This window comes from Amycolatopsis sp. MtRt-6, assembly GCF_017308975.1.
Lineage (GTDB): Bacteria > Actinomycetota > Actinomycetes > Mycobacteriales > Pseudonocardiaceae > Amycolatopsis.
In genome coordinates this window covers 440,030-457,111 of the sequence record NZ_JADWPD010000003.1, presented here as the reverse complement: position 1 = coordinate 457,111, position 17,082 = coordinate 440,030, and the positions used below count along the sequence as shown (strand labels likewise).

The window sequence follows — 17,082 nt, the reverse complement described above, 5'->3', positions numbered from 1 at the left end:
CACCAGGGGTTTTGTGGTTAGGTGGCCGCGTGCTCTGTTTCGGCGGCAGCGGCGTGCCGATCGTTCTGCTCCACGGCCTGATGGGCCGCGCGCGGACGTGGTGGCGGGTCGCGGAGTGGCTCCGGCCCTACGGCGCGGTGTACGGCCTCGACGCGCGCGGCCACGGCAACGCCCCGCGTGTCGGCCCGTGGACGACCGAGCGCTTCGCCGACGACGTCGCCGACGCGCTGCGGACCCTCGACGCGGGCCCGGCGGTGCTGATCGGGCACTCGATGGGCGGCCTGCACGCCTGGGCGACGGCGGCGCGGCACCCGGAGCTGGTGCGCGCGGTCGTGTCGGAGGACTTCGCGCCGGACCAGCGCGGCCGGACCGTCGAGACCTGGCGCGGGTACTTCGAGAGCTGGCCGGTCCCGTTCTCCTCGCTCGACCACGTCCGCGAGTTCTTCGGCGACGCGGGCGAGTACTTCGCCGACTGCGTCGAGGAGCGTTCGGACGGGTTCCACCTGGTCGCGGATCTCGAGGACCTGTACGGCATCGCCGCCGAGTGGGGCTGCCGGGACTACTGGGACGTCGTCGACGCGATCCGCTGCCCGCTGCTGCTGGTCGAGGGCGAGCACACCGCGATGCCGCACGGCCAGCAGGCACTCGTCGCCGACCGGGTCGCGGGAGCGAAACACCTGGTGGTGCCGGGCTCGGCCCACCTGCCCCACGACGAGGCCCCGGAGATCTACCGGGGTGCCGTCGAGGCGTTCCTCAGCCAGGTCCTGAACCGCTGAAGCCGCGCGTGAGCAGAAGGACGGCACACCGAGCGCGTCGTTGAGCCCGGCGCACCGACCTCCTGGTCACGTACGGGCCAGGTCCGCTCGCCAGGCCGCCGTCGAGCGGTCCGCCGGGACGATCAGGGGCCAGACGTCCGCGCCGAGGAAGCCCGTCTCGTCCGCCGCCTTCGCCGCGGTGCACGTGTCACGGGGCAACCCCGCCTGAACGGACAGCGCGGCCACGGCGTCCTTTGTGGACTTCCCGAAGACGCCGTCCGTCGGCACCCCGAACCCGGACTTCCGCAGGAACTGCTGCGCCAGCCGGACCTTCCGGCCCGTGTCACCCGGCTTGAGCAGCGGCCACTCGGCTTCGGCCCGCGCCACCGCGACGCCGAGGACGCGGCCGACGGCCGTCCGCAGCTCCGGCAGCCGGTTGTAGAGCACCTGGCCGGGGCACTCGGTCGAGTTGAAGTCGCGGTGCCCCTTGATGAACTCCGGCGCGATGCCGTACTGGCTCGCGATGTAGGCGACGAGCGAGACCAGCGAGTTCCACAGTGCCGGCGGGACGTCCACCGTGCTGTACAGGCCCTCGTTCTCGATGCCGATGACCTCGCTGTTGTGGCCGCCGACGTTCGCGCCCTGCACGTGCCGGGTGCCGCCGCGCAGGATCTCCAGGCTGCGGTGCCTGCCTTCGGTGATGTACCCGCCGCGGCTGTTCGTGAACTGCTGGCCGCTGTCGATCCAGCCGTTCTTGTCCATGTGCAGGTTCTGGATGAACCGCGAGACGTAGTACGCGCGCGCCAGCGAGAAGTCGTTGTTCATCGGCGGGTCGACCGCGTGGTGGACGACGATGTAGGTCGGCTTGTGGTTCTCCACCACGATCGTGCCCGCGGCGGGCCGGGCGCCCCAGTCGGACGCCGGGTGGATCGCCGGAACCGGCACGGCCGCGCCGGCCGTCCCCGTGGTCGTCATCCCCAGTGCGCCGGCCGCGGACGCGGTCACCCCCGCCTTCAGCAGGGTCCGGCGGTCAACAGTGACCATGCGGAAAAAGGTAACCCCGCATCGCGCCGATGACAACTATTGACCAACTTTGGTTGTAGTGCGTCAGTGTTCACCTGGCAGGGCGAAGAGGCCGTCGCGGGTCTGCTCCAGGAGGCCGTCGACCAGCAGGGAGTCCAGGCAGCGGTCGCGCTGGCCGCCGTCGTGCCACACCAGGTCGAGCTTGGCCTTCTCGACCGGGCCCTCGCTGCCGCGCAGCACGTCGAGCAGCCGCCCGCGGACGTACCGGTCGGTGCCCGCGTACCGCTGCACCGGCTTGGCCGGGCCGGTGTACTCCGGACGGCCGGCGTGCTGCCACGCGCACTCGTCGTAGATGGGGCAGTCCGCGCACTTCGGGGCCCGCGCGGTGCAGATCAGCGCGCCCAGCTCCATGATCGCGGCCGAAAAGCGAGCCGCGGGCGCGTCTTCGGCAGGCAGCAGCGCCTCGACGTCGTTCATGTCCCGGGTGTTGGACGCGGGTCCGGCGTCGCCGGCGCCGTGCACCGCCCGCGCGACGACCCGCCGGACGTTCGTGTCGACCACCGGCGCCCGCCTGCCGTAGGCGAACGCGGCGACGGCGCGCGCGGTGTAGGCACCGATCCCGGGCAGCGCCAGCAGAGTGTCCACATCGGACGGAACGACGTCGCCGTGCTCCTTCGCGATGACCCCGGCGGCCTCGTGCAGCCGCAGCGCCCGGCGCGGGTAGCCGAGCTTGCCCCACGCCCGCACGACCTCGCCCTGCGACGACGCCGCCAGCGCCGAGGGCACCGGCCACCGCGCCATCCACTCGTGCCAGATCGGCTGCACCCGGACGACGGGGGTCTGCTGGAGCATGATTTCGCTGACCAGCACACCCCAGGCCGTGCAGTCCGGCGCGCGCCACGGCAGATCCCGGCCGTGTGCGGAAAACCAGTCGAGCAGTACGTCAGCGTCCACAGCCACGCCGGGAGGCTACTTCGCGTGCTTCGGCAGCTCGCGGGCGACCTCGTCCGGCGACGGCATCGCGGCGATTTCCGCCGCGATCGCGCGGGCCGCGTCCCGGCAGGAGGACGCCTTCCGGGCCTGTTCGGCGACGGCGTCGGCGGTCAGCTCGCCGGGGAGGAGCCGGAGCGCGGCACCCGCGGCGACGAGCGCGTCGGCGTTGGCGAACTGGTCGGCGCCCTGCGGCAGGACCAGCTGCGGGACGCCGGCGGCGAGCGCGCCGAGGGTGGTGCCGCTGCCGCCGTGGTGCACGACGAGGTCGGCGTGCGGGACCACGGCCGCCTGCGGCACCCAGGCCCGGGCGGTGACGTGGGCGGGCAGCGGGCCGAGGGGCACCCCGCCGGTGGCCACCACGACGTGCGTGCCGAGCGTGGCCAGCCCTTCGAGCGCCGTGCCGAGCACCTCCGGGGTGCCGAAGGCGGTGCCGAGCGTCAGGTAGACCAGCGGTCCCCGGAAGTCGCCCGGCTCGGCGAACGGCACCGGACGCAGCGCGATCCGGTCCGCGGTCGCGAGGAAGCCCGCGTCCTGCAGCGACGGCGGGCAGATGTCGAGGTGCACACCACCGGAAGGGCGCGGGAGCCCGATCCCGTCGGGGAACATCCGGCCGAAGCCGTGCCAGAGCGACGGGATCTCGGCGCGCTTCGCGGCGACGCCCACCTCCGGGACGCCCCAGCCGTGCACGACCAGGTCCGGTCGCAGGCGTGCCAGGTCCGGTTCGAGGTCTTCGGCGTAGATGTCGTAGAACGCGTCCGCCGGCCGGAACGGGTTCAGCCCGAGCCGGCGCAGCGGCGCGTGGACGTGCTCACCGGCGGCGAAGTGCACCTCGTGCCCGATGTCCCGCGCCGCGGTCGCGAGCGGGAGCATCGGGTACGTGTGGCCGGCGGACGCCAGCCCGGCGAAGAGCATGCGCATGCTGTCCCCATCCAGATGTCATCATCATCTGGATGGGATGCTACTGGACCTCGGAGAGCTTCCCGGTCTTCACGTCGTAGACGAACCCGCGCACGGTCTCCGTGTGCGGCAGGTACGCACTGCGCCGCACCCGCTCCATCGACGTCCGGACGCTGTTCTCGACGCTCCGGAAGGCCTCGACCGACCACGTCGGCCGCAGGCCCGTGTCGGTCTCGAGCTCGTCCTTGAAGTCGTCCTCGGTCACCATCGAGAGGCCGCATTCGGTGTGCTGGACGATCAGCACCTCACGCGTGCCCAGCTTGCGCTGCGAAAGCGCCAGCGAGCGGATCATGTCGTCGGTCACCACGCCACCCGCGTTGCGGAGGACGTGCGACTCGCCTTGCAGGAGCCCGAACAGCTCGAACACCCGGATCCGGGCGTCCATGCAGGTCAGGATGGCCACCTGGAGCGAGGGCTTCGGGGACGACCGGTCGCCGGGCGTCACCTCGCCGAGTTCCTGGTTGCGCTTGAGCAGTACGTCGATCGAGGTCATCGGTCACCTTCCGGCCAGTGGCCCCGCGGCGCGGGCGTACCACTCCATTGGACCGGGTCAGTACCCCGATGAGCAATGCACTAAGGGCAATGTCACGGGGTGTCAACCGCCGAACCAGGGCTCCTCGACCGTTCGCGGCGGCGCGGACGTCCGTCCGATGCGCAGCTCGGTCGGCAGCGTGATCACCTTCGGCGCGCTGCGCTCACCCGAGCTGAGCAGCAGCCGCCCGGCCGTCTTGCCCTTCTCCAGGACCGGCTGGTGGACCGTGGTCAGCCCGATCCGCTCGGCTTCGGCGATGCCGTCGAAGCCGGTGACCGTGAGGTCCTGCGGCACCCGCAGCCCCCGCCGCTCGGCCTCGGCCATCGCGCCGAGCGCGAGGATGTCCGAGGTGCAGATCACCGCCGTGATCTGCGGGTACGCGTCCAGCAGCTGGCGGGCCGCGGACGCGCCGTCGTCCACCGTGTGGTCGAAGCGCTCGACCACCGGGACGCTCGCCCAGTCGACGCCCGCCGCCGAGAACGCGACGGCCAGTGCCTCCAGCCGGGTGCGCTGGACGTGGAAGTGCGCGCCGCTCTGGCGGGCCGCCGAGACGAAGTCGTCGTTGCGCTCGCGGGCCAGCCGCATGCAGATGACGCCGACCTGGCGGTGCCCCAGCGTCACCAGGTGCTCGGCGATCTTGCCGACCGCGGCGGCGTCGTCCGGGCCGACGCGGTCGATGCCCTCGAGGCTCGGCTGATCGATGATCACCGTCGGTACCGGCCGCTCCATCACGGCGGCGAGGTGCGGGTCGTCGTCCGGGACGGAGTAGACGACGAAGCCGTCGACACCCGCGCGGTGCACCGCGGCGACGTCCTCACGGCCCGGGCTGGCCGGCACCAGGTGCAGGCCGACGCCGGCGTCTTCGCAGGCCAGCGCCAGTCCTTCGAGCACGCCGACGGCGGCGGGGTCGCGGAAGGCGTAGGAGAGGTTCTCGGTGAGCAGCAGGCCGACCGCGCCCGCCTTGCGCGTGCGCAGGGAGCGGGCGACCGGGTCGGGCCCGGGGTAGCCGAGGCGCCGCGCGGTCTCGAGGACGCGGCGGCGCAGTTCCGGGGACAGCTGGTCCGGCCGGTTGTAGGCGTTGGACACCGTGGTCCTGGACACACCGAGCTCCGCCGCGAGCGACGCCAGTGTCGCCTGCCTCCGGGTGCGAATAGGACGTCCCATCAGCAAACCGTAACGGTTCAGATCGGTTTCCTGAAGAGACACCCCGCGTGGTCGATGTCTCGATCCGCATGCGCGGAGACGCATACACCAAAGTGCGAACTGATGGCCAGGAAGTCATCCGGATGGGGTAAGCTGAATCTGACAACGGTTACCATTAGCGTCTGTGTCTTTTCTCAGGAGTACCTCGATGAGTTCTCGCCGCACCAGGAGCGTGCTCGCCGCCGCTTCGGCCCTCTCCGTGTTCGCCCTGGCCGCGTGCTCCGGCGGCGGGACGTCCTCCGACGGCGGCGGCGCGCAGGCGAGCAGCGACGCCAAGATCAAGGTCGTCGCGTCGACCGACGTCTGGGGCAGCGTGGTCAGCGCCGTCGGCGGCGACAAGGTGGAGGTCAAGTCGATCATCCACGACCCGTCGGCCGACCCGCACTCGTACGAGACGACGGCCGACGACGCGCTCGCGGCCAAGGGCGCGCAGCTGCTGCTGTCCAACGGCGGCGGGTACGACGAGTTCTTCGGCAAGCTGACCGAGCAGGCGGCCACGGCCAAGAAGCTCGTCGCCTACGACATCGCCGCGACCGGCGACGAGAACGAGCACGTCTGGTACGACCTGCCGGGTGTCGACAAGATCGCCGACCAGATCGCCACGCAGCTCGGCGAGCTCCAGCCGGCGTCGAAGCAGCAGTTCGCCGACAACGCGACCGCGTTCAAGACGAAGGTCGACGCGCTCGAGAAGCGGCTCGAAGAGCTGGGTGCCACCCACCCGGGTACGAAGGTCGTCGTCACCGAGCCGGTCGCGCACTACCTGCTGGAGAGCGCCAAGATCACCGACGCGACGCCGAAGGCGTTCTCGGACGCGGTGGAGAACGACACCGACGTGCCGGCCGACGCCGTCAGCGCGTACAAGCAGCTCATCGCGACCAAGCAGGTCAAGGCGCTGATCAACAACGAGCAGACGGTGACGCCACTGACCCAGGACGTCGTCAAGCAGGCGAAGGAAGCCGGCATCGGCGTGGTCGGCGTGACCGAAACGCTCCCCGCGGGTGTGACGGACTACATTGGCTGGATGACCGCGGAAGTCGACGAGCTGGCTGGGGCGTTGAAGTAGCCATGTCACCCGCATCCGACGACGTGCGCCCCGCGGTCCGGGTCCGCGGGGCGGGGCTCGCGTTCGGCCCCCGCACCCTCTGGTCGGGGCTGGACCTCGTCGTCGAGCCGGGGGAGTTCCTCGCCGTGCTCGGCCCGAACGGTTCCGGCAAGAGCAGCTTCCTCAAGGCGCTGCTCGGCATGCAGGACCTGTCGGCGGGCACGGTCGAGATCGCGGGCGGCCGTCCGGGCGGCGCGAACCGCAGGGTCGGGTACATCCCGCAGCAGCGCGCCATCGACGAGGCGCTGACGCTGCGGGGCGTCGACCTGGTCGGGCTGGGCCTCGACGGGCACCGCTGGGGGTTCGGGCTGGCCGGCATGGCGGCACGACGCCGTCAGGTCGCCGCGGCGGTTTCCGCCGTGGGGGCGACCCGCTACGCGAAGCAGCCGGTCGGCCGGCTGTCCGGCGGCGAGCAGCAGCGGCTGCGGGTGGCGCAGGCACTGGTCGGCGACCCCGAAGTGCTGCTGTGCGACGAGCCGCTGCTGTCCCTCGACCTGGCCCACCAGCGCGCGATCAGCGAGCTGATCGACGAGCGGCGCCGGTCGTCGGGCACCGCCGTGCTGTTCGTGACGCACGAGATCAACCCGGTGCTGCCGTTCGTCGACCGCGTGCTCTACCTGGTCAACGGGCAGTTCCGGATCGGCAGGCCGGACGAGGTCATGACCACGTCGACGCTGTCGCAGCTGTACGGCACCCGCGTCGAGGTGCTCAAGGTCGGTGGCCAGATCCACATCGCGGGCGCGCAGAGCGCGTTGTGCGAAGCCGAGCCGCACCACCACGAACACGACGTCGAAGAGCAAGTGGGCTGAGTTTTGGATCTGTTCGACTTCGGCAAGACCTGGGAGCTGATCACCGAGCTCGACGGCGTCCAGACGGCGCTGCTCGCGGCCGCGATCCTCGGTCTGGTGGCCGGCGTGCTGGGCCCGCTGATCGTGATGCGCCGGATGTCGTTCGCGGTGCACGGGACGTCGGAGCTGGCGTTCACCGGCGGCGCGGCGGCCCTGCTGCTCGGCATCGGCGTCGAGTACGGCGCGCTGATCGGCGCGGTGGTGGCGGCGCTGCTGCTGGGCATCCTCGGCGCGCGTGACGCCGACCGCGACTCGGTGATCGGCGTGATCCTGTCGTTCGGGCTCGGCATGGGCGTGCTGTTCCTGTCGTTCTACAAAGGACGGTCCGGGAACAAGTTCGGGATCCTGACCGGTCAGATCATCACGATCGACTCGACGAACCTGACGTTGTTCGTGGTGTCGTCGGTGGTGGTGCTGGCGGTGCTGGCGCTGGTGTACCGGCCGTTGCTGTTCGCTTCGGTCGACCGGAACGTGGCCGTGGCGCGCGGGGTCCCGGTGAAGTCGTTGACGGTGGTTTTCGCCCTGCTGGTGGGTGTTTCGACCGCGTTGAGCGTGAAGGTGGTCGGGTCGCTCCTGGTGGTGGCGCTGATGGTGACGCCGGCGGCCGCGGCCGCTCGCGTGACGGCGTCCCCGTGGAAGGCGACGGTGCTGGCGGTGGTGTTCGCCGAGGTGTCGGCGATCGGCGGGATCGTGCTGTCACTGGCGCCGGGCCTCCCGGTGAGCGCGTTCGTGACGGCGATTTCGTTCCTCATCTACGTGGTGTGCCGGATCCTGGCGTGGCAGCGCGACCGCCGGACCCGGGTCCGTTCGGTCGACCCGGCGCTCGTCGCGGCGGCCTAACCCAGCATCAGCAGGACCTGCAGCTCACCGACCACGAACCCGATCACCCCGCCGACGGCGATCAGCTTCCACTCGTCCTGCCGGAACGCCGGCCGCAGCAGGCCCTCGAACTCCAGCGGTGTCAACGCCAGCATCCGCTGCTCGATCACCTTCGCCACGTCCATCGCCTCCGTGAGGTAGCCCTCGGCGTGCCGGGCCGTGTCCGGCAGCTGTTCGAGGGCCTTGCGGGCCGCCGCGTGCTTCATCTCCTTCAGGCGCGTGCCGCCCACCGTCCAGGCCAGGGGCATCTGCGCGTCGACCGTTTCCGACACCAGGTGCTCCACCCGAGCCGCCAGGCGGTCCGCGCGGGGGCCGCGCAGGATCGCGTCCAGCAGGTTCTGGACGGTCAGCACCTCGTTCGCGATCAGCTCGCCGTACTGCCGCGCCACCTCGGCCCGGCGGCGCTGGAACTTGCCCTGGAAGATCACCCGCCCGACCCGCACCGGCTCGCGGGGGACGAAGATCAGCTTGATCGCCAGCCAGTCCGTGCACAGGCCGATCACGCCGCCGAAGATCGGCAGCACCCACGGCTCGCGGGTGAACGCCCACACGATCGTCTGGACGAGCCCCAGCGCGAAGCCGAAGTAGATGCCCATCCGCGCGATGAACGCCATCTCCGGCCGGGACGTCTCGCGGATCAGCCGCACGAGCAGCTTCTTGTCCCGGGTCAGCCGCTGGACCGTCATGTGCTGGACGTCGAGCACCTCGTCGAGGTTCTCGCGGACGTCGTCGAGGAACTCGCGCACCAGCCGCGGCGCCGACGCCTGGACCTGCTTGATCAGCATCTCCTGCGCCAGCGTCGGCAGCACCTCCCACAGCCGCGGGTGGTGCTCGGCCAGCACCTCGCGCGCGGTGTGGTCGACCGCCTTCAGCAGCGGCTGCTCCAGCTCGCTGGTGATGATCACCGGGTCGATCCGTTCGAGCACCTCACGCAGGTCCAGCAGGTTGGCCGTCAGCAGCTCGGTCGCGACCGCGGCCATCCGCCCGCCGTGCTTCGGGACGACACCCTGCCAGCCCAGCAGCGGCGGGATCCCGATGAACTCGAGGGGCCGGAACATCATCTCGATGGCGACGCGCTTGGTGACGTACCCGATCAGCGCGGCGACGAACGGCATCGCCGCGTAGAGCGGCCAGTGCAGGGCGAGGTCGTGCAGGACAGCGTCCATTCCGGCCTCCCTCGCGATCCCGAGATCGAAACCGTACCGCCCTACCCGAGTAGGGCCAGCACCTGCAGTTCCCCGACGAGCCCGCCGATGACCGCGCCGACGGCGATGAGCTTCCACTCGTCCTGCCGGAACGCCGGCCGCAGCAGCTGCTCGAACTCCAGCGCGCTCAGCCGCTTCATCCGGTCGACGATCGTGTTGCGCACGTCGAGGGCGTTGATTGCGTAGTCCTCGGCGTACCGGATGGTCTCCGGGACGCGTTCCGCCGCCTTCGCCGCCGCCGTCTGCTTCATCTCCTGGAACCGTTTCGTGCCGACGGCCATGGCGACGAACGGCTTGACGACGCTCGCCTGCGCGTCGATCGTCTTCTGCACCTCGCGGGTGATCAGTGCGAACAGCCGGTCGGACTTCGGGCCGCGCAGCACCGCCTCCAGCAGGTTCGGGATGGTGATGATCTCGCGCGCGATCATGTCGCCGTAGTCGGCGGCCACCTGGTCGCGGCGCTTCTGGAAGATGCCCTGCCAGGTGCAGAGGCCGAAGAACCGGCGTGGTTCGCGCGGCAGGAAGATCATCTTGAGGGCCAAGTGGCCGCCATCCGCTCGGCGTTCGCGGGAAGCACGCCCTGCCAGCCGAGGAAGGGCTTGATGCCCACGAATTCGAGTGGCCGGAACATCATTTCGATGGCGACGCGCTTGGTGACGTAGCCGATCAGCGCCGCGATGACCGGCATGGTGACGTACACCTGCCAGTGCGTGCCGAAGTCCACGCGCGCACGTTATCGGCCGCGGTCAGTGCAGCAGGAGCAGCACCTCGAGTTCACCCACCAGGCCGCCGATCACCGCGCCGACGGCGATGAGCTTCCACTCGTCCTGCTTGAACGCCGGCCGCAGGATGCCTTCGAACTCGAGCGGGGTCAGCTGCTGCATCTTCGTGACGATCGTGTTCCGGACGTCGAGGGCGCCGGTGGCGTAGCTCTCGACGTGTTTCACCGTTTCGGGGAGGAACTCGATCGCTTTGGCGGCTGCCGCGCGCTTCATCTCCTGGTACTGCCGGCCGCCGATGGTCAGCGCGACCAGTGGCTTGGCGATGCTCGCCTGCGCGTCGATCGTGCGCTGGACCTCGCGGGTGACCATGGCGAACAGCTTGTCCGAGCGCGGCCCGGTGAGCACGGCCTCCATCACGTTCCGCACGGTGAGCACCTCGTCGGCGATCAGCGCCCCGTAGTCGGCGGCGACCTCCTGGCGGCGTTTCTGGAACATGCCCTGCCAGCGGAAGAAGCCGAACCCGCGTGGCTCGCGCGGGTAGAAGATCATCTTGAGGGCGAGCCAGTCCGTGACGAAGCCCGTGACGAAACCGAAGATCGGCATGATCAGCGGCTGTTTCGTCAGCGCCCAGGCGACGGACTGGACGAGCCCGATGACGAACCCGAACCAGATCCCCGAGCGCGCGATGAACTTGAACTCGGGCGTGGCGACCTCGCGGATCAGCCGGCAGGTGAGCGACTTGTCGCGGACCATCGCGCCGATCAACATGTCGTTGACGTCGAGGACGTCGTCGATGTTGGCGGAGACGTCCCGCAGCAGCCGCTTGACGACGGCGGGGGCCTGCGCGCGGACCTGGTCGACGAGCAGCCGTTGCGCCCGCGCCGGCAGCATCTCCCACAGCCGCGGCTGGTAGGTCTCCATGACCTCCCGCGTGACCTCTTCGACGGCCTTCAGCAGGGGTGGTTCGAGCTCCTTGACCATTTCTTCCGGATCGAGCCTGCTGAAGATCTCCTTCGGGTCGACGAGGTTGCGGGTCAGCAGGTCGACGGCCGTGGTGGCCATCCGCCGCGCGTTCGCCGGGATGACGCCCTGCCAGCCGAAGGGCCGGACGCCTTTGAACTCCAGCGGGCGAAACATCATCTCGATGGCGACGCGCTTGGTGAGGTAGCCGATGAGCGCGGCGATGAGCGGCATGGTGGCGTAGACGTGCCAGTGCGCGCCGATGTCGGCGAGTATGTCCATAGTGGCCTCCCCGCCGTTAACCGCTGGTCAACAAGCTCAGAATGCCATGTGTTACCGGGGGTTCCAATATCCGTGATGCATCCTTTTGGCGGTACGTCTGCACGGTCCCCGGCTCATTAAGGTGGCCCGATGGTCGCGCCTGAGAAGCCCCACTCCCCGAAGACCGCCCAGTTCGCCGTGGGTGTCCGCGGCTACAACCAGCGTCAGGTCGACGAGCGTCTCGCCGAGCTGACCAAGGAGCTGCGCGAGACGTCCCGAAACCGCGACGACGCCGTCGCGACGTCCGCGGATCTGACGAAGGCCCTCGCGTACGCGCAGAAGGAGCTGGCCGAGACGAAGGCCGCGCTGGCGAGGATGAGCTCGAGCCCGTCCGGCGCGGGCGCGATGGCCGAGCGCGTCCGGATGATGATGCAGCTGGCCGAGGAGGAGATCGCGGACCTGCGTTCGGCAGCGGAGGCCGACGCGGCCTCGACCCGCGACCAGGCGGACAAGTACGCGCACGAGACCCGCCGCACGGCCGACAAGCTGGCGAAGGACGCGGAGGAGGACCGCGCGCGGCTGCTGTCGGAGGCGCGGGCCGAGATCGAGAAGCTGAACGCGGCGGCGGGAGCGAAGCGGGTCGAGCTGGCAGCGGCGGCCGAGCGGGCCCGCACGGAAGCAGACGCGAAGGCGGAGGCAGCGGCGGCCGCGGTCCGCGAGGAGGCGGACCGGAAGGCGGCGGAGGAGCTGGCGGCGCGGAAGAAGGCCTTCGAGGAGGAGTTCGCGCAGAAGAAGCGCGAGACGGAGGCGGCGCTGGCCGCGGCCCAGGCCTCCCAGGCGACGGCGGACCAGAACCGGAAGCTGGCACTGGACCTGCGGTCGAAGGTGGCCGAGCGCATCGCGGCGACGGATGTGGCGGTCAAGGAGGCCATGCGGCTGCTGGCACCGGTCGAGGAGGCTGCTCCCGCGAATGGGGACCGGAAGCCGGCGCCGGCCCCAAAGGCTCCGGCGGCGGCCGCTCCTCCCGCGGCTCCGGCGAAGGCCTAGCCGCTCGGCATAGCGCACAAATCCCCCGGCCGGGGAGGTGGCCGACACTCGTGGGTGACTGGCAGTCTGCACAGCAGCCGCTTGATCACCCACGAGACGGGACCTGTGCATGATCCTCGAGACCGAGCGGGCCGCCGTGTGCGCCTATGCGCGCCGGATGGTCGGTGACGGCCTGGTTGTCGGTACCTCCGGCAACGTCTCCGTGCGGGCCGGTGACCTCGTCGCCGTCACGCCCACCGGGGTCGCCTACTCGGCCCTGACCCCCGCCGACATCCCCGTTGTCGATCTCGGCGGGCAGGTCGTCGACGGCTCGTTCAAGCCGACGAGTGAACTTCCGATGCACCTGTCCGTGTACTGGGACGTTCGTGACCCGGACGGTGAGCCCGTCACCGCCGTCGTCCACACGCACTCGCCGCACGCCACCGCCGTCTCGACGCTCGTCCGGGAAGTTCCGCCGATCCACTACATCATCGCCACCATCGGCCCGTCGGTGCGCGTCGCGCGCTACGCCACCTACGGCACACCGGAGCTCGCCGCGGCCGTGCTGGAGGCACTGGAAGGACGCCGTGGCTGCCTGATGGCCAACCACGGCACCCTCACCTACGGCGACGGCCTCGAAGCCGCCTACCACCGCGCCCAGCAGCTCGAATGGGCCTGCCGCGTGTGGCTGCTCGCCCAGAGCGCCGGCCGGCCCAACCTCCTGCCGCCGCCGGAGGTCGCCAACGTCGTCGACCGGCTGCGGGGTTACGGGCAGGGTTGACGTGGCGAGCCGGCGACGATGATCACCCCGGCCACCGGCGCGAAGGGAACGCGAGGCAGGCCCGCACGCCGGTCAGGGCGACCGGCATGATGCTCGCCATGGAGAGCGCGGTCGAGAAGATCAAGGTCTGGTTCCGGTTCGTTCCCCGCGAGGGGTGGTTCCCGCAGGACACCGAGGGTCTGTGGGCTACGAGGCTCAGCGCTGACACGGCTCGCGTGGAGAACGTCCCCTTTCTTCAGAACGGGGTGGCCGAGGGTGACGTGGTGCGGTTCCGGACCGACCCGGACGGGCTGCACTGGGCCGTGGGGCGGGTCAGTGCCTCCGGCAACTGCACGGTTCGCGTGGTGCCTGTTCCCACCGGTCCGCTGGGACGCAGTCCCCAGGCAGTTCATCGGCATCTCTCGACGTTCGGGCTCGGTGGCGAAGTCTTCAGCGCGGACTTCCCGATGGTGGCCTTCAACGTACCGGCCGGCGGCGACTTCCACGGGATCAAGGCGCTCCTGACCCAAGGGCAGGAGAACGGGTGGTGGCAGTACGAAGTCGGCTGTGCCACCGATGAGTGGCGGAACGCCTGACCGCCGCGCGCGACCGGCACGCAGGCCCCTAGGACGCCAGCGCGTCGACCGCGTGCACCGCGTCAAGCAGCTCGACCACCGTCGGGTCGTCGACCGCCTCCTTGATGCACTGCCACAGCTGCAGGTTCGCCGTCGCCCAGCGCGAGTACGTCGCCGCCGCCTCCGGGTTGTAGAAGTAGTAGCCCTCCTCGTGGACGTCGCACTGCTCGCCGACGATCTTGTGCGCCAGCTCGCGCAGGCTCAGCCCGTTCTCGCGCAGGTAGCGGTGCGCCAGCACCACCGGCGTCACCGGCAGTGCCTTGAACAACGTGTCCGCGTCGCTCAACGCCTGCGCTTCCAGCGAAATGTCCCGGCCGCGGGTGGCCATTTCCGCTTCGTCGACGATTTCGTCGATCCACTGCGCGATCCGTGGCGGGACGCCGCATTCGGCGAGGATTTCCCGCCGCAGGCTCCGGCCCGCCGCGGCCGGCGAGTTCCGGAGCACCAGGTAGTTGACGTCGTGCACCAGCGCGGCCACTTCCACCACCGTGACGTCGGCGCCGTTGAGGCGGGCGAAACCGGCGGCCTTCGCGCGGACGAAACCCACGTGGTGCCAGCCGTGGAACTGCAGCCGGTCGGCGTACTGCCGGCAGAGCCGGTGGACACTCCTTTCGACAGCAGCGACGACGGCGTGGTCGATCGTGCTTTCCTGCGTGCGCATACACCTCTCCCATCCCGGCCGTGGTGTTCAGACGGGTGGAGTAATGGTAAGCGCCGCTGACGCCGGTGTGTAGCTAGATGCGGTCGGCCAATTCCCCCAATCGGACCTCGACCGGAACGTGACGATGACCGATTCCGCTGGCCGGGTCGAAAGACAAGCTGAAACTGCTCACCGGGCGTGATTTCACGAGGAAAGTCATCGTTCCGGTGGCCGCCTCCGGGATCCGGTGGAATTCGTCGGCCAGCATGGTGGCGCAGGACCCGGCCGCGCACCGCGTCCGGCGGCGCAACCGCGCGGCCGCGATCAGCCCGGTGCCGCCGTCGATCGTCGTTTCGTACCTTTCGTGCAGGTAGTCACCACGGAGGATCGTGGTGCAGAAGTGGTACCTGTGGTTGTGCACGGAATCCGCGTACCCCTCCCGCCAGTCCTGCTGCGCCTTGTATTCGTGCAGCCAGAAGGAAAACGGGTCGGACGGCGAATCGAGCAGGCACCAGGCGAAGTGCGTGGTCGTTTCCCGGGACGAGCGCAGGACCTTGGTGGCCTGCGCGGCGGACAGCGCGCGGAGCTGCGTGCGCAGCTCGTCCCGCAGCCCGGCCTGGCCGGCCCACGGCCGGAACCAGCCGTCGACCACGCGCCAGTCCGCGGCGAGCGGGAACCCGGCCGTGCGCAGGCGCGTGGCCAGTTCGGAAAGGGGGGACAGGCGGGTGAGCAAGGTCAGCTCCCTAGCTCGGCGACTGCGGAGAACTCCGCGCGGAAGGCGTGGAACTTGCCCTCCAGCTCGCGGAACTGCTCCTCGGACAACGGGGATCCGGTGATCTTCTCGAACAGCGCCAGGAAATCCGTCCGCGTCGTCGCGGACGTGATGCGGAAGTGGCGGCCGGTCCGGGACTGCGAGACGCGCACGAATTCGGCGCGTTCCATGTTGTAGAGGAAGGAACCTTCGGTGAACCGCAGGGACCGCGGGTACAGCTTCGTGGCGCCGCGGACGTCGCTGTAGAGCGACACCCACACGCTGTCGTCGAACATCTCGAGCCGGTCCAGCGGCGGGTCGGCGACCACGGTGATGTCGACCGACGCGCACCGGCTGCGCGCCAGGAAGAGGCCGACGAGCCCGATCCGGATCTCTTCGTCGAGCCGGGTCTGGATGCGCTCGTAGTCGACGTCCGCCTCCTCGCGGCGCAACAGGTACCGGGCGCGCCCGCTGATCGAGCTCGCGTCGCGCGGATCGGCGATGACCGCGCGCAGTTCCCGCTCGGTGCGGGAAAGCAACAGGCGGGCGGCCGCGTGCCGCCCGGAGAAGCCGCGGAAGAAGTACTGCCGCGTCGCGTCGAGGTCGGCCATCAGCCTGCGGTTGAACGCGGGGTCCGGATCGGTGGTCGGCTCGAACACGTCGGTGGGGAAGAACTCCTTGTTCAGCGCCCGGTATTCGGCGCTGAGGTCTTCGAGGGCACGCCGGCTCTCCTCGATCACCGGTGTCACGAGCGCCTTCTGCGACGCGCTCGCGGTGATCAGGGTGGTGCCGAACCCGACGATCGCGGAGATCAGGGTGCCGGTGCCCAGCGACGTCACCAGGTTCTTCCCGGTGCCGGGTTCCATCAGGCCGGCGAGCCACAGGCTCAGGCCGGCGACCACGACGAGCACCGTGAGGAGCAGGCTCGTCCTGGTCCAGAAGATCTCTTGCAGTGGGGTACGGCGGAGGCGTCCGCCAGCCGCGGCCACGTGCTTCACCTCCCTCGAGCCACCCGAACGGACGTATGCGTAAAGTGTCTGTTCGAGCGCGGGGAGTCACTTTACGCGCCTCGAGAGGTGTGCGAAATAAGAAGTTCGGGGGACAGGACTGACGGACAGACGTCACTCTCGGCAATAATTAACCGGTCCGGCCGGTTTTCCGAAAATCGCGGAAAACCATGATCAAAGACTGCGTGGCAGCCCCTTTTCGTACCAGCCGGGGCCGGGTGCGGCGGTCATCAGGAAATCCACGACGACCGGTGCGGGTGCCGGGTGGATCTCCGGGTGGTCGCGTTCGCCGCGGGCGGTGTCCACCGGCCAGGCCAGTTTTTCCTCGTCGAGCGAAAACTCGCCGCCGGCGCCCGTGCGGTTCCCGCGGGCGTCGAGCCGCGCCCACCTGCCGTGCAAGTACACGGCGTTCAGCCCGTGCAGCGCGGAGAGCTCCTGGTAGCAGAAGCCGGCCGGAATCCCTTGCGCCCGCAGCAAAGCGGCGAGCAGGTGTGCCTTCGCGTGGCAGATCCCGACGCGTTCGCGCAGGACGTCCGACGCCCGCCAGGTGACCCGCGGATCGCCGGCGTCGATGACGTGTTCGACCTCGTCGCGCACGAACAGGAAGGCGGTTTTCGCGGCTTCGGCGGGATCGTCGCCGCGAGGACGCATCGCGTCGGCCAGCGCGCGGATCGACGGGTGCGCGTGATCGACGACGGCATCGGCGGCGAGGTAGTCGCTCAGCCGATCGGACGTGGGCGTTGGGGCGAGGGGCATCCACGCATCCTGACAGGCTCGGCCATTCGGGCGAGAACGGTTTTCGCCGGCTGGTTACACTCCGCGG

18 protein-coding genes and 1 pseudogene are annotated in these 17,082 nt (G+C 70.0%); 7 read left to right on the top strand and 12 right to left on the bottom strand.

The window, feature by feature from the left end:
• The first annotated feature begins 29 nt into the window (after nt 1-29).
• Nucleotides 30-776 carry an alpha/beta fold hydrolase gene (locus I4Q55_RS08450; protein WP_206785439.1) on the top strand — a complete coding sequence of 249 codons (747 nt, stop codon included), beginning with the start codon at nt 30-32 and terminating at the stop codon, nt 774-776.
• Between the two features lie 66 nt (nt 777-842).
• Here I4Q55_RS08450 and I4Q55_RS08445 read toward each other — a convergent pair whose 3' ends face one another.
• From I4Q55_RS08445 to I4Q55_RS08425, 5 genes are all read right to left on the bottom strand, one after another.
• On the bottom strand, nt 843-1,799 hold the full coding sequence (locus I4Q55_RS08445) for an N-acetylmuramoyl-L-alanine amidase (RefSeq protein ID WP_206785438.1): 957 nt from the start codon (nt 1,797-1,799) through the stop codon (nt 843-845).
• Between the two features lie 63 nt (nt 1,800-1,862).
• A complete protein-coding gene (locus I4Q55_RS08440) occupies nt 1,863-2,738 on the bottom strand; it encodes an A/G-specific adenine glycosylase (protein ID WP_206785437.1) in 876 nt (291 codons plus the stop codon).
• A 9-nt stretch (nt 2,739-2,747) separates the two neighbouring features.
• On the bottom strand, nt 2,748-3,689 hold the full coding sequence (locus I4Q55_RS08435; protein ID WP_206785436.1) for a glycosyltransferase: 942 nt from the start codon (nt 3,687-3,689) through the stop codon (nt 2,748-2,750).
• Nucleotides 3,690-3,729: 40 nt separating this feature from the next.
• Nucleotides 3,730-4,221, bottom strand: a complete 492-nt coding sequence (locus tag I4Q55_RS08430) for a carbonic anhydrase (RefSeq protein ID WP_206785435.1) — start codon at nt 4,219-4,221, stop codon at nt 3,730-3,732.
• Nucleotides 4,222-4,323: 102 nt separating this feature from the next.
• Entirely contained in the window at nt 4,324-5,424 is a 1,101-nt protein-coding gene (locus I4Q55_RS08425) for a LacI family DNA-binding transcriptional regulator (RefSeq protein ID WP_206785434.1), read from the bottom strand.
• Nucleotides 5,425-5,611: 187 nt separating this feature from the next.
• Between I4Q55_RS08425 and I4Q55_RS08420 the strand changes: the two genes are divergently transcribed.
• The 3 genes from I4Q55_RS08420 to I4Q55_RS08410 are packed head-to-tail and all read left to right on the top strand — an operon-like array spanning nt 5,612 to nt 8,253.
• Nucleotides 5,612-6,526, top strand: a complete 915-nt coding sequence (locus I4Q55_RS08420) for a metal ABC transporter solute-binding protein, Zn/Mn family (protein ID WP_206785433.1) — start codon at nt 5,612-5,614, stop codon at nt 6,524-6,526.
• A 2-nt stretch (nt 6,527-6,528) separates the two neighbouring features.
• Entirely contained in the window at nt 6,529-7,374 is an 846-nt protein-coding gene (locus I4Q55_RS08415; RefSeq protein ID WP_206785432.1) for a metal ABC transporter ATP-binding protein, read from the top strand.
• Between the two features lie 3 nt (nt 7,375-7,377).
• Nucleotides 7,378-8,253, top strand: a complete 876-nt coding sequence (locus I4Q55_RS08410; RefSeq protein ID WP_206785431.1) for a metal ABC transporter permease — start codon at nt 7,378-7,380, stop codon at nt 8,251-8,253.
• Here I4Q55_RS08410 and I4Q55_RS08405 read toward each other — a convergent pair.
• The 3 genes and pseudogenes from I4Q55_RS08405 to I4Q55_RS08395 form a co-directional block, all read right to left on the bottom strand.
• Nucleotides 8,250-9,458, bottom strand: a complete 1,209-nt coding sequence (locus tag I4Q55_RS08405; protein ID WP_206785430.1) for a DUF445 domain-containing protein — start codon at nt 9,456-9,458, stop codon at nt 8,250-8,252. The genes I4Q55_RS08410 and I4Q55_RS08405 overlap by 4 nt on opposite strands.
• A 41-nt stretch (nt 9,459-9,499) precedes the next feature.
• Nucleotides 9,500-10,185 (bottom strand): annotated as a pseudogene (locus I4Q55_RS08400) (DUF445 domain-containing protein).
• 58 nt (nt 10,186-10,243) lie between these two features.
• A complete protein-coding gene (locus I4Q55_RS08395) occupies nt 10,244-11,461 on the bottom strand; it encodes a DUF445 domain-containing protein (RefSeq protein WP_206785429.1) in 1,218 nt (405 codons plus the stop codon).
• A gap of 129 nt (nt 11,462-11,590) precedes the next feature.
• Between I4Q55_RS08395 and I4Q55_RS08390 the strand changes: the two genes are divergently transcribed.
• From I4Q55_RS08390 to I4Q55_RS08380, 3 genes are all read left to right on the top strand, one after another.
• A complete protein-coding gene (locus I4Q55_RS08390; protein ID WP_206785428.1) occupies nt 11,591-12,487 on the top strand; it encodes a hypothetical protein in 897 nt (298 codons plus the stop codon).
• A gap of 109 nt (nt 12,488-12,596) precedes the next feature.
• The gene (locus tag I4Q55_RS08385) at nt 12,597-13,247 is read left to right on the top strand and encodes a class II aldolase/adducin family protein (RefSeq protein ID WP_206785427.1); all 651 of its coding nucleotides are present in this window, start codon (nt 12,597-12,599) and stop codon (nt 13,245-13,247) included.
• 86 nt (nt 13,248-13,333) lie between these two features.
• Entirely contained in the window at nt 13,334-13,822 is a 489-nt protein-coding gene (locus I4Q55_RS08380) for a DUF4265 domain-containing protein (protein WP_206785426.1), read from the top strand.
• Nucleotides 13,823-13,850: 28 nt separating this feature from the next.
• On the opposite strand, the gene I4Q55_RS08375 is transcribed toward I4Q55_RS08380, so the two are convergent.
• The 4 genes from I4Q55_RS08375 to I4Q55_RS08360 all read right to left on the bottom strand — a co-directional run bounded on the left by I4Q55_RS08375 (nt 13,851) and on the right by I4Q55_RS08360 (nt 17,015).
• Nucleotides 13,851-14,522: an HD domain-containing protein gene (locus I4Q55_RS08375; protein WP_206785425.1), complete on the bottom strand. Its 672-nt coding sequence runs from the start codon at nt 14,520-14,522 to the stop codon at nt 13,851-13,853.
• A 73-nt stretch (nt 14,523-14,595) separates the two neighbouring features.
• Entirely contained in the window at nt 14,596-15,234 is a 639-nt protein-coding gene (locus I4Q55_RS08370) for a hypothetical protein (RefSeq protein ID WP_206785424.1), read from the bottom strand.
• Between the two features lie 2 nt (nt 15,235-15,236).
• Nucleotides 15,237-16,250 carry a hypothetical protein gene (locus tag I4Q55_RS08365; protein ID WP_206785423.1) on the bottom strand — a complete coding sequence of 338 codons (1,014 nt, stop codon included), beginning with the start codon at nt 16,248-16,250 and terminating at the stop codon, nt 15,237-15,239.
• 183 nt (nt 16,251-16,433) lie between these two features.
• A complete protein-coding gene (locus I4Q55_RS08360; RefSeq protein ID WP_206785422.1) occupies nt 16,434-17,015 on the bottom strand; it encodes a transglutaminase family protein in 582 nt (193 codons plus the stop codon).
• Between the last annotated feature and the right edge of the window lie 67 nt (nt 17,016-17,082).

What these genes read in the sequence shown, in the direction of transcription:
- I4Q55_RS08435 (WP_206785436.1), bottom strand. Translation starts at nt 3,689, where the DNA reads ATGCGCATGCTCTTCGCCGGGCTGGCGTCCGCCGGCCACACGTACCCG.
- I4Q55_RS08395 (WP_206785429.1), bottom strand. Translation starts at nt 11,461, where the DNA reads ATGGACATACTCGCCGACATCGGCGCGCACTGGCACGTCTACGCCACC.
- I4Q55_RS08385 (WP_206785427.1), top strand. Translation starts at nt 12,597, where the DNA reads ATGATCCTCGAGACCGAGCGGGCCGCCGTGTGCGCCTATGCGCGCCGG.
- I4Q55_RS08425 (WP_206785434.1), bottom strand. Translation starts at nt 5,424, where the DNA reads ATGGGACGTCCTATTCGCACCCGGAGGCAGGCGACACTGGCGTCGCTC.
- I4Q55_RS08405 (WP_206785430.1), bottom strand. Translation starts at nt 9,458, where the DNA reads ATGGACGCTGTCCTGCACGACCTCGCCCTGCACTGGCCGCTCTACGCG.
- I4Q55_RS08445 (WP_206785438.1), bottom strand. Translation starts at nt 1,799, where the DNA reads ATGGTCACTGTTGACCGCCGGACCCTGCTGAAGGCGGGGGTGACCGCG.
- I4Q55_RS08415 (WP_206785432.1), top strand. Translation starts at nt 6,529, where the DNA reads ATGTCACCCGCATCCGACGACGTGCGCCCCGCGGTCCGGGTCCGCGGG.
- I4Q55_RS08360 (WP_206785422.1), bottom strand. Translation starts at nt 17,015, where the DNA reads ATGCCCCTCGCCCCAACGCCCACGTCCGATCGGCTGAGCGACTACCTC.
- I4Q55_RS08430 (WP_206785435.1), bottom strand. Translation starts at nt 4,221, where the DNA reads ATGACCTCGATCGACGTACTGCTCAAGCGCAACCAGGAACTCGGCGAG.
- I4Q55_RS08390 (WP_206785428.1), top strand. Translation starts at nt 11,591, where the DNA reads ATGGTCGCGCCTGAGAAGCCCCACTCCCCGAAGACCGCCCAGTTCGCC.
- I4Q55_RS08375 (WP_206785425.1), bottom strand. Translation starts at nt 14,522, where the DNA reads ATGCGCACGCAGGAAAGCACGATCGACCACGCCGTCGTCGCTGCTGTC.
- I4Q55_RS08420 (WP_206785433.1), top strand. Translation starts at nt 5,612, where the DNA reads ATGAGTTCTCGCCGCACCAGGAGCGTGCTCGCCGCCGCTTCGGCCCTC.
- I4Q55_RS08380 (WP_206785426.1), top strand. Translation starts at nt 13,334, where the DNA reads ATGATGCTCGCCATGGAGAGCGCGGTCGAGAAGATCAAGGTCTGGTTC.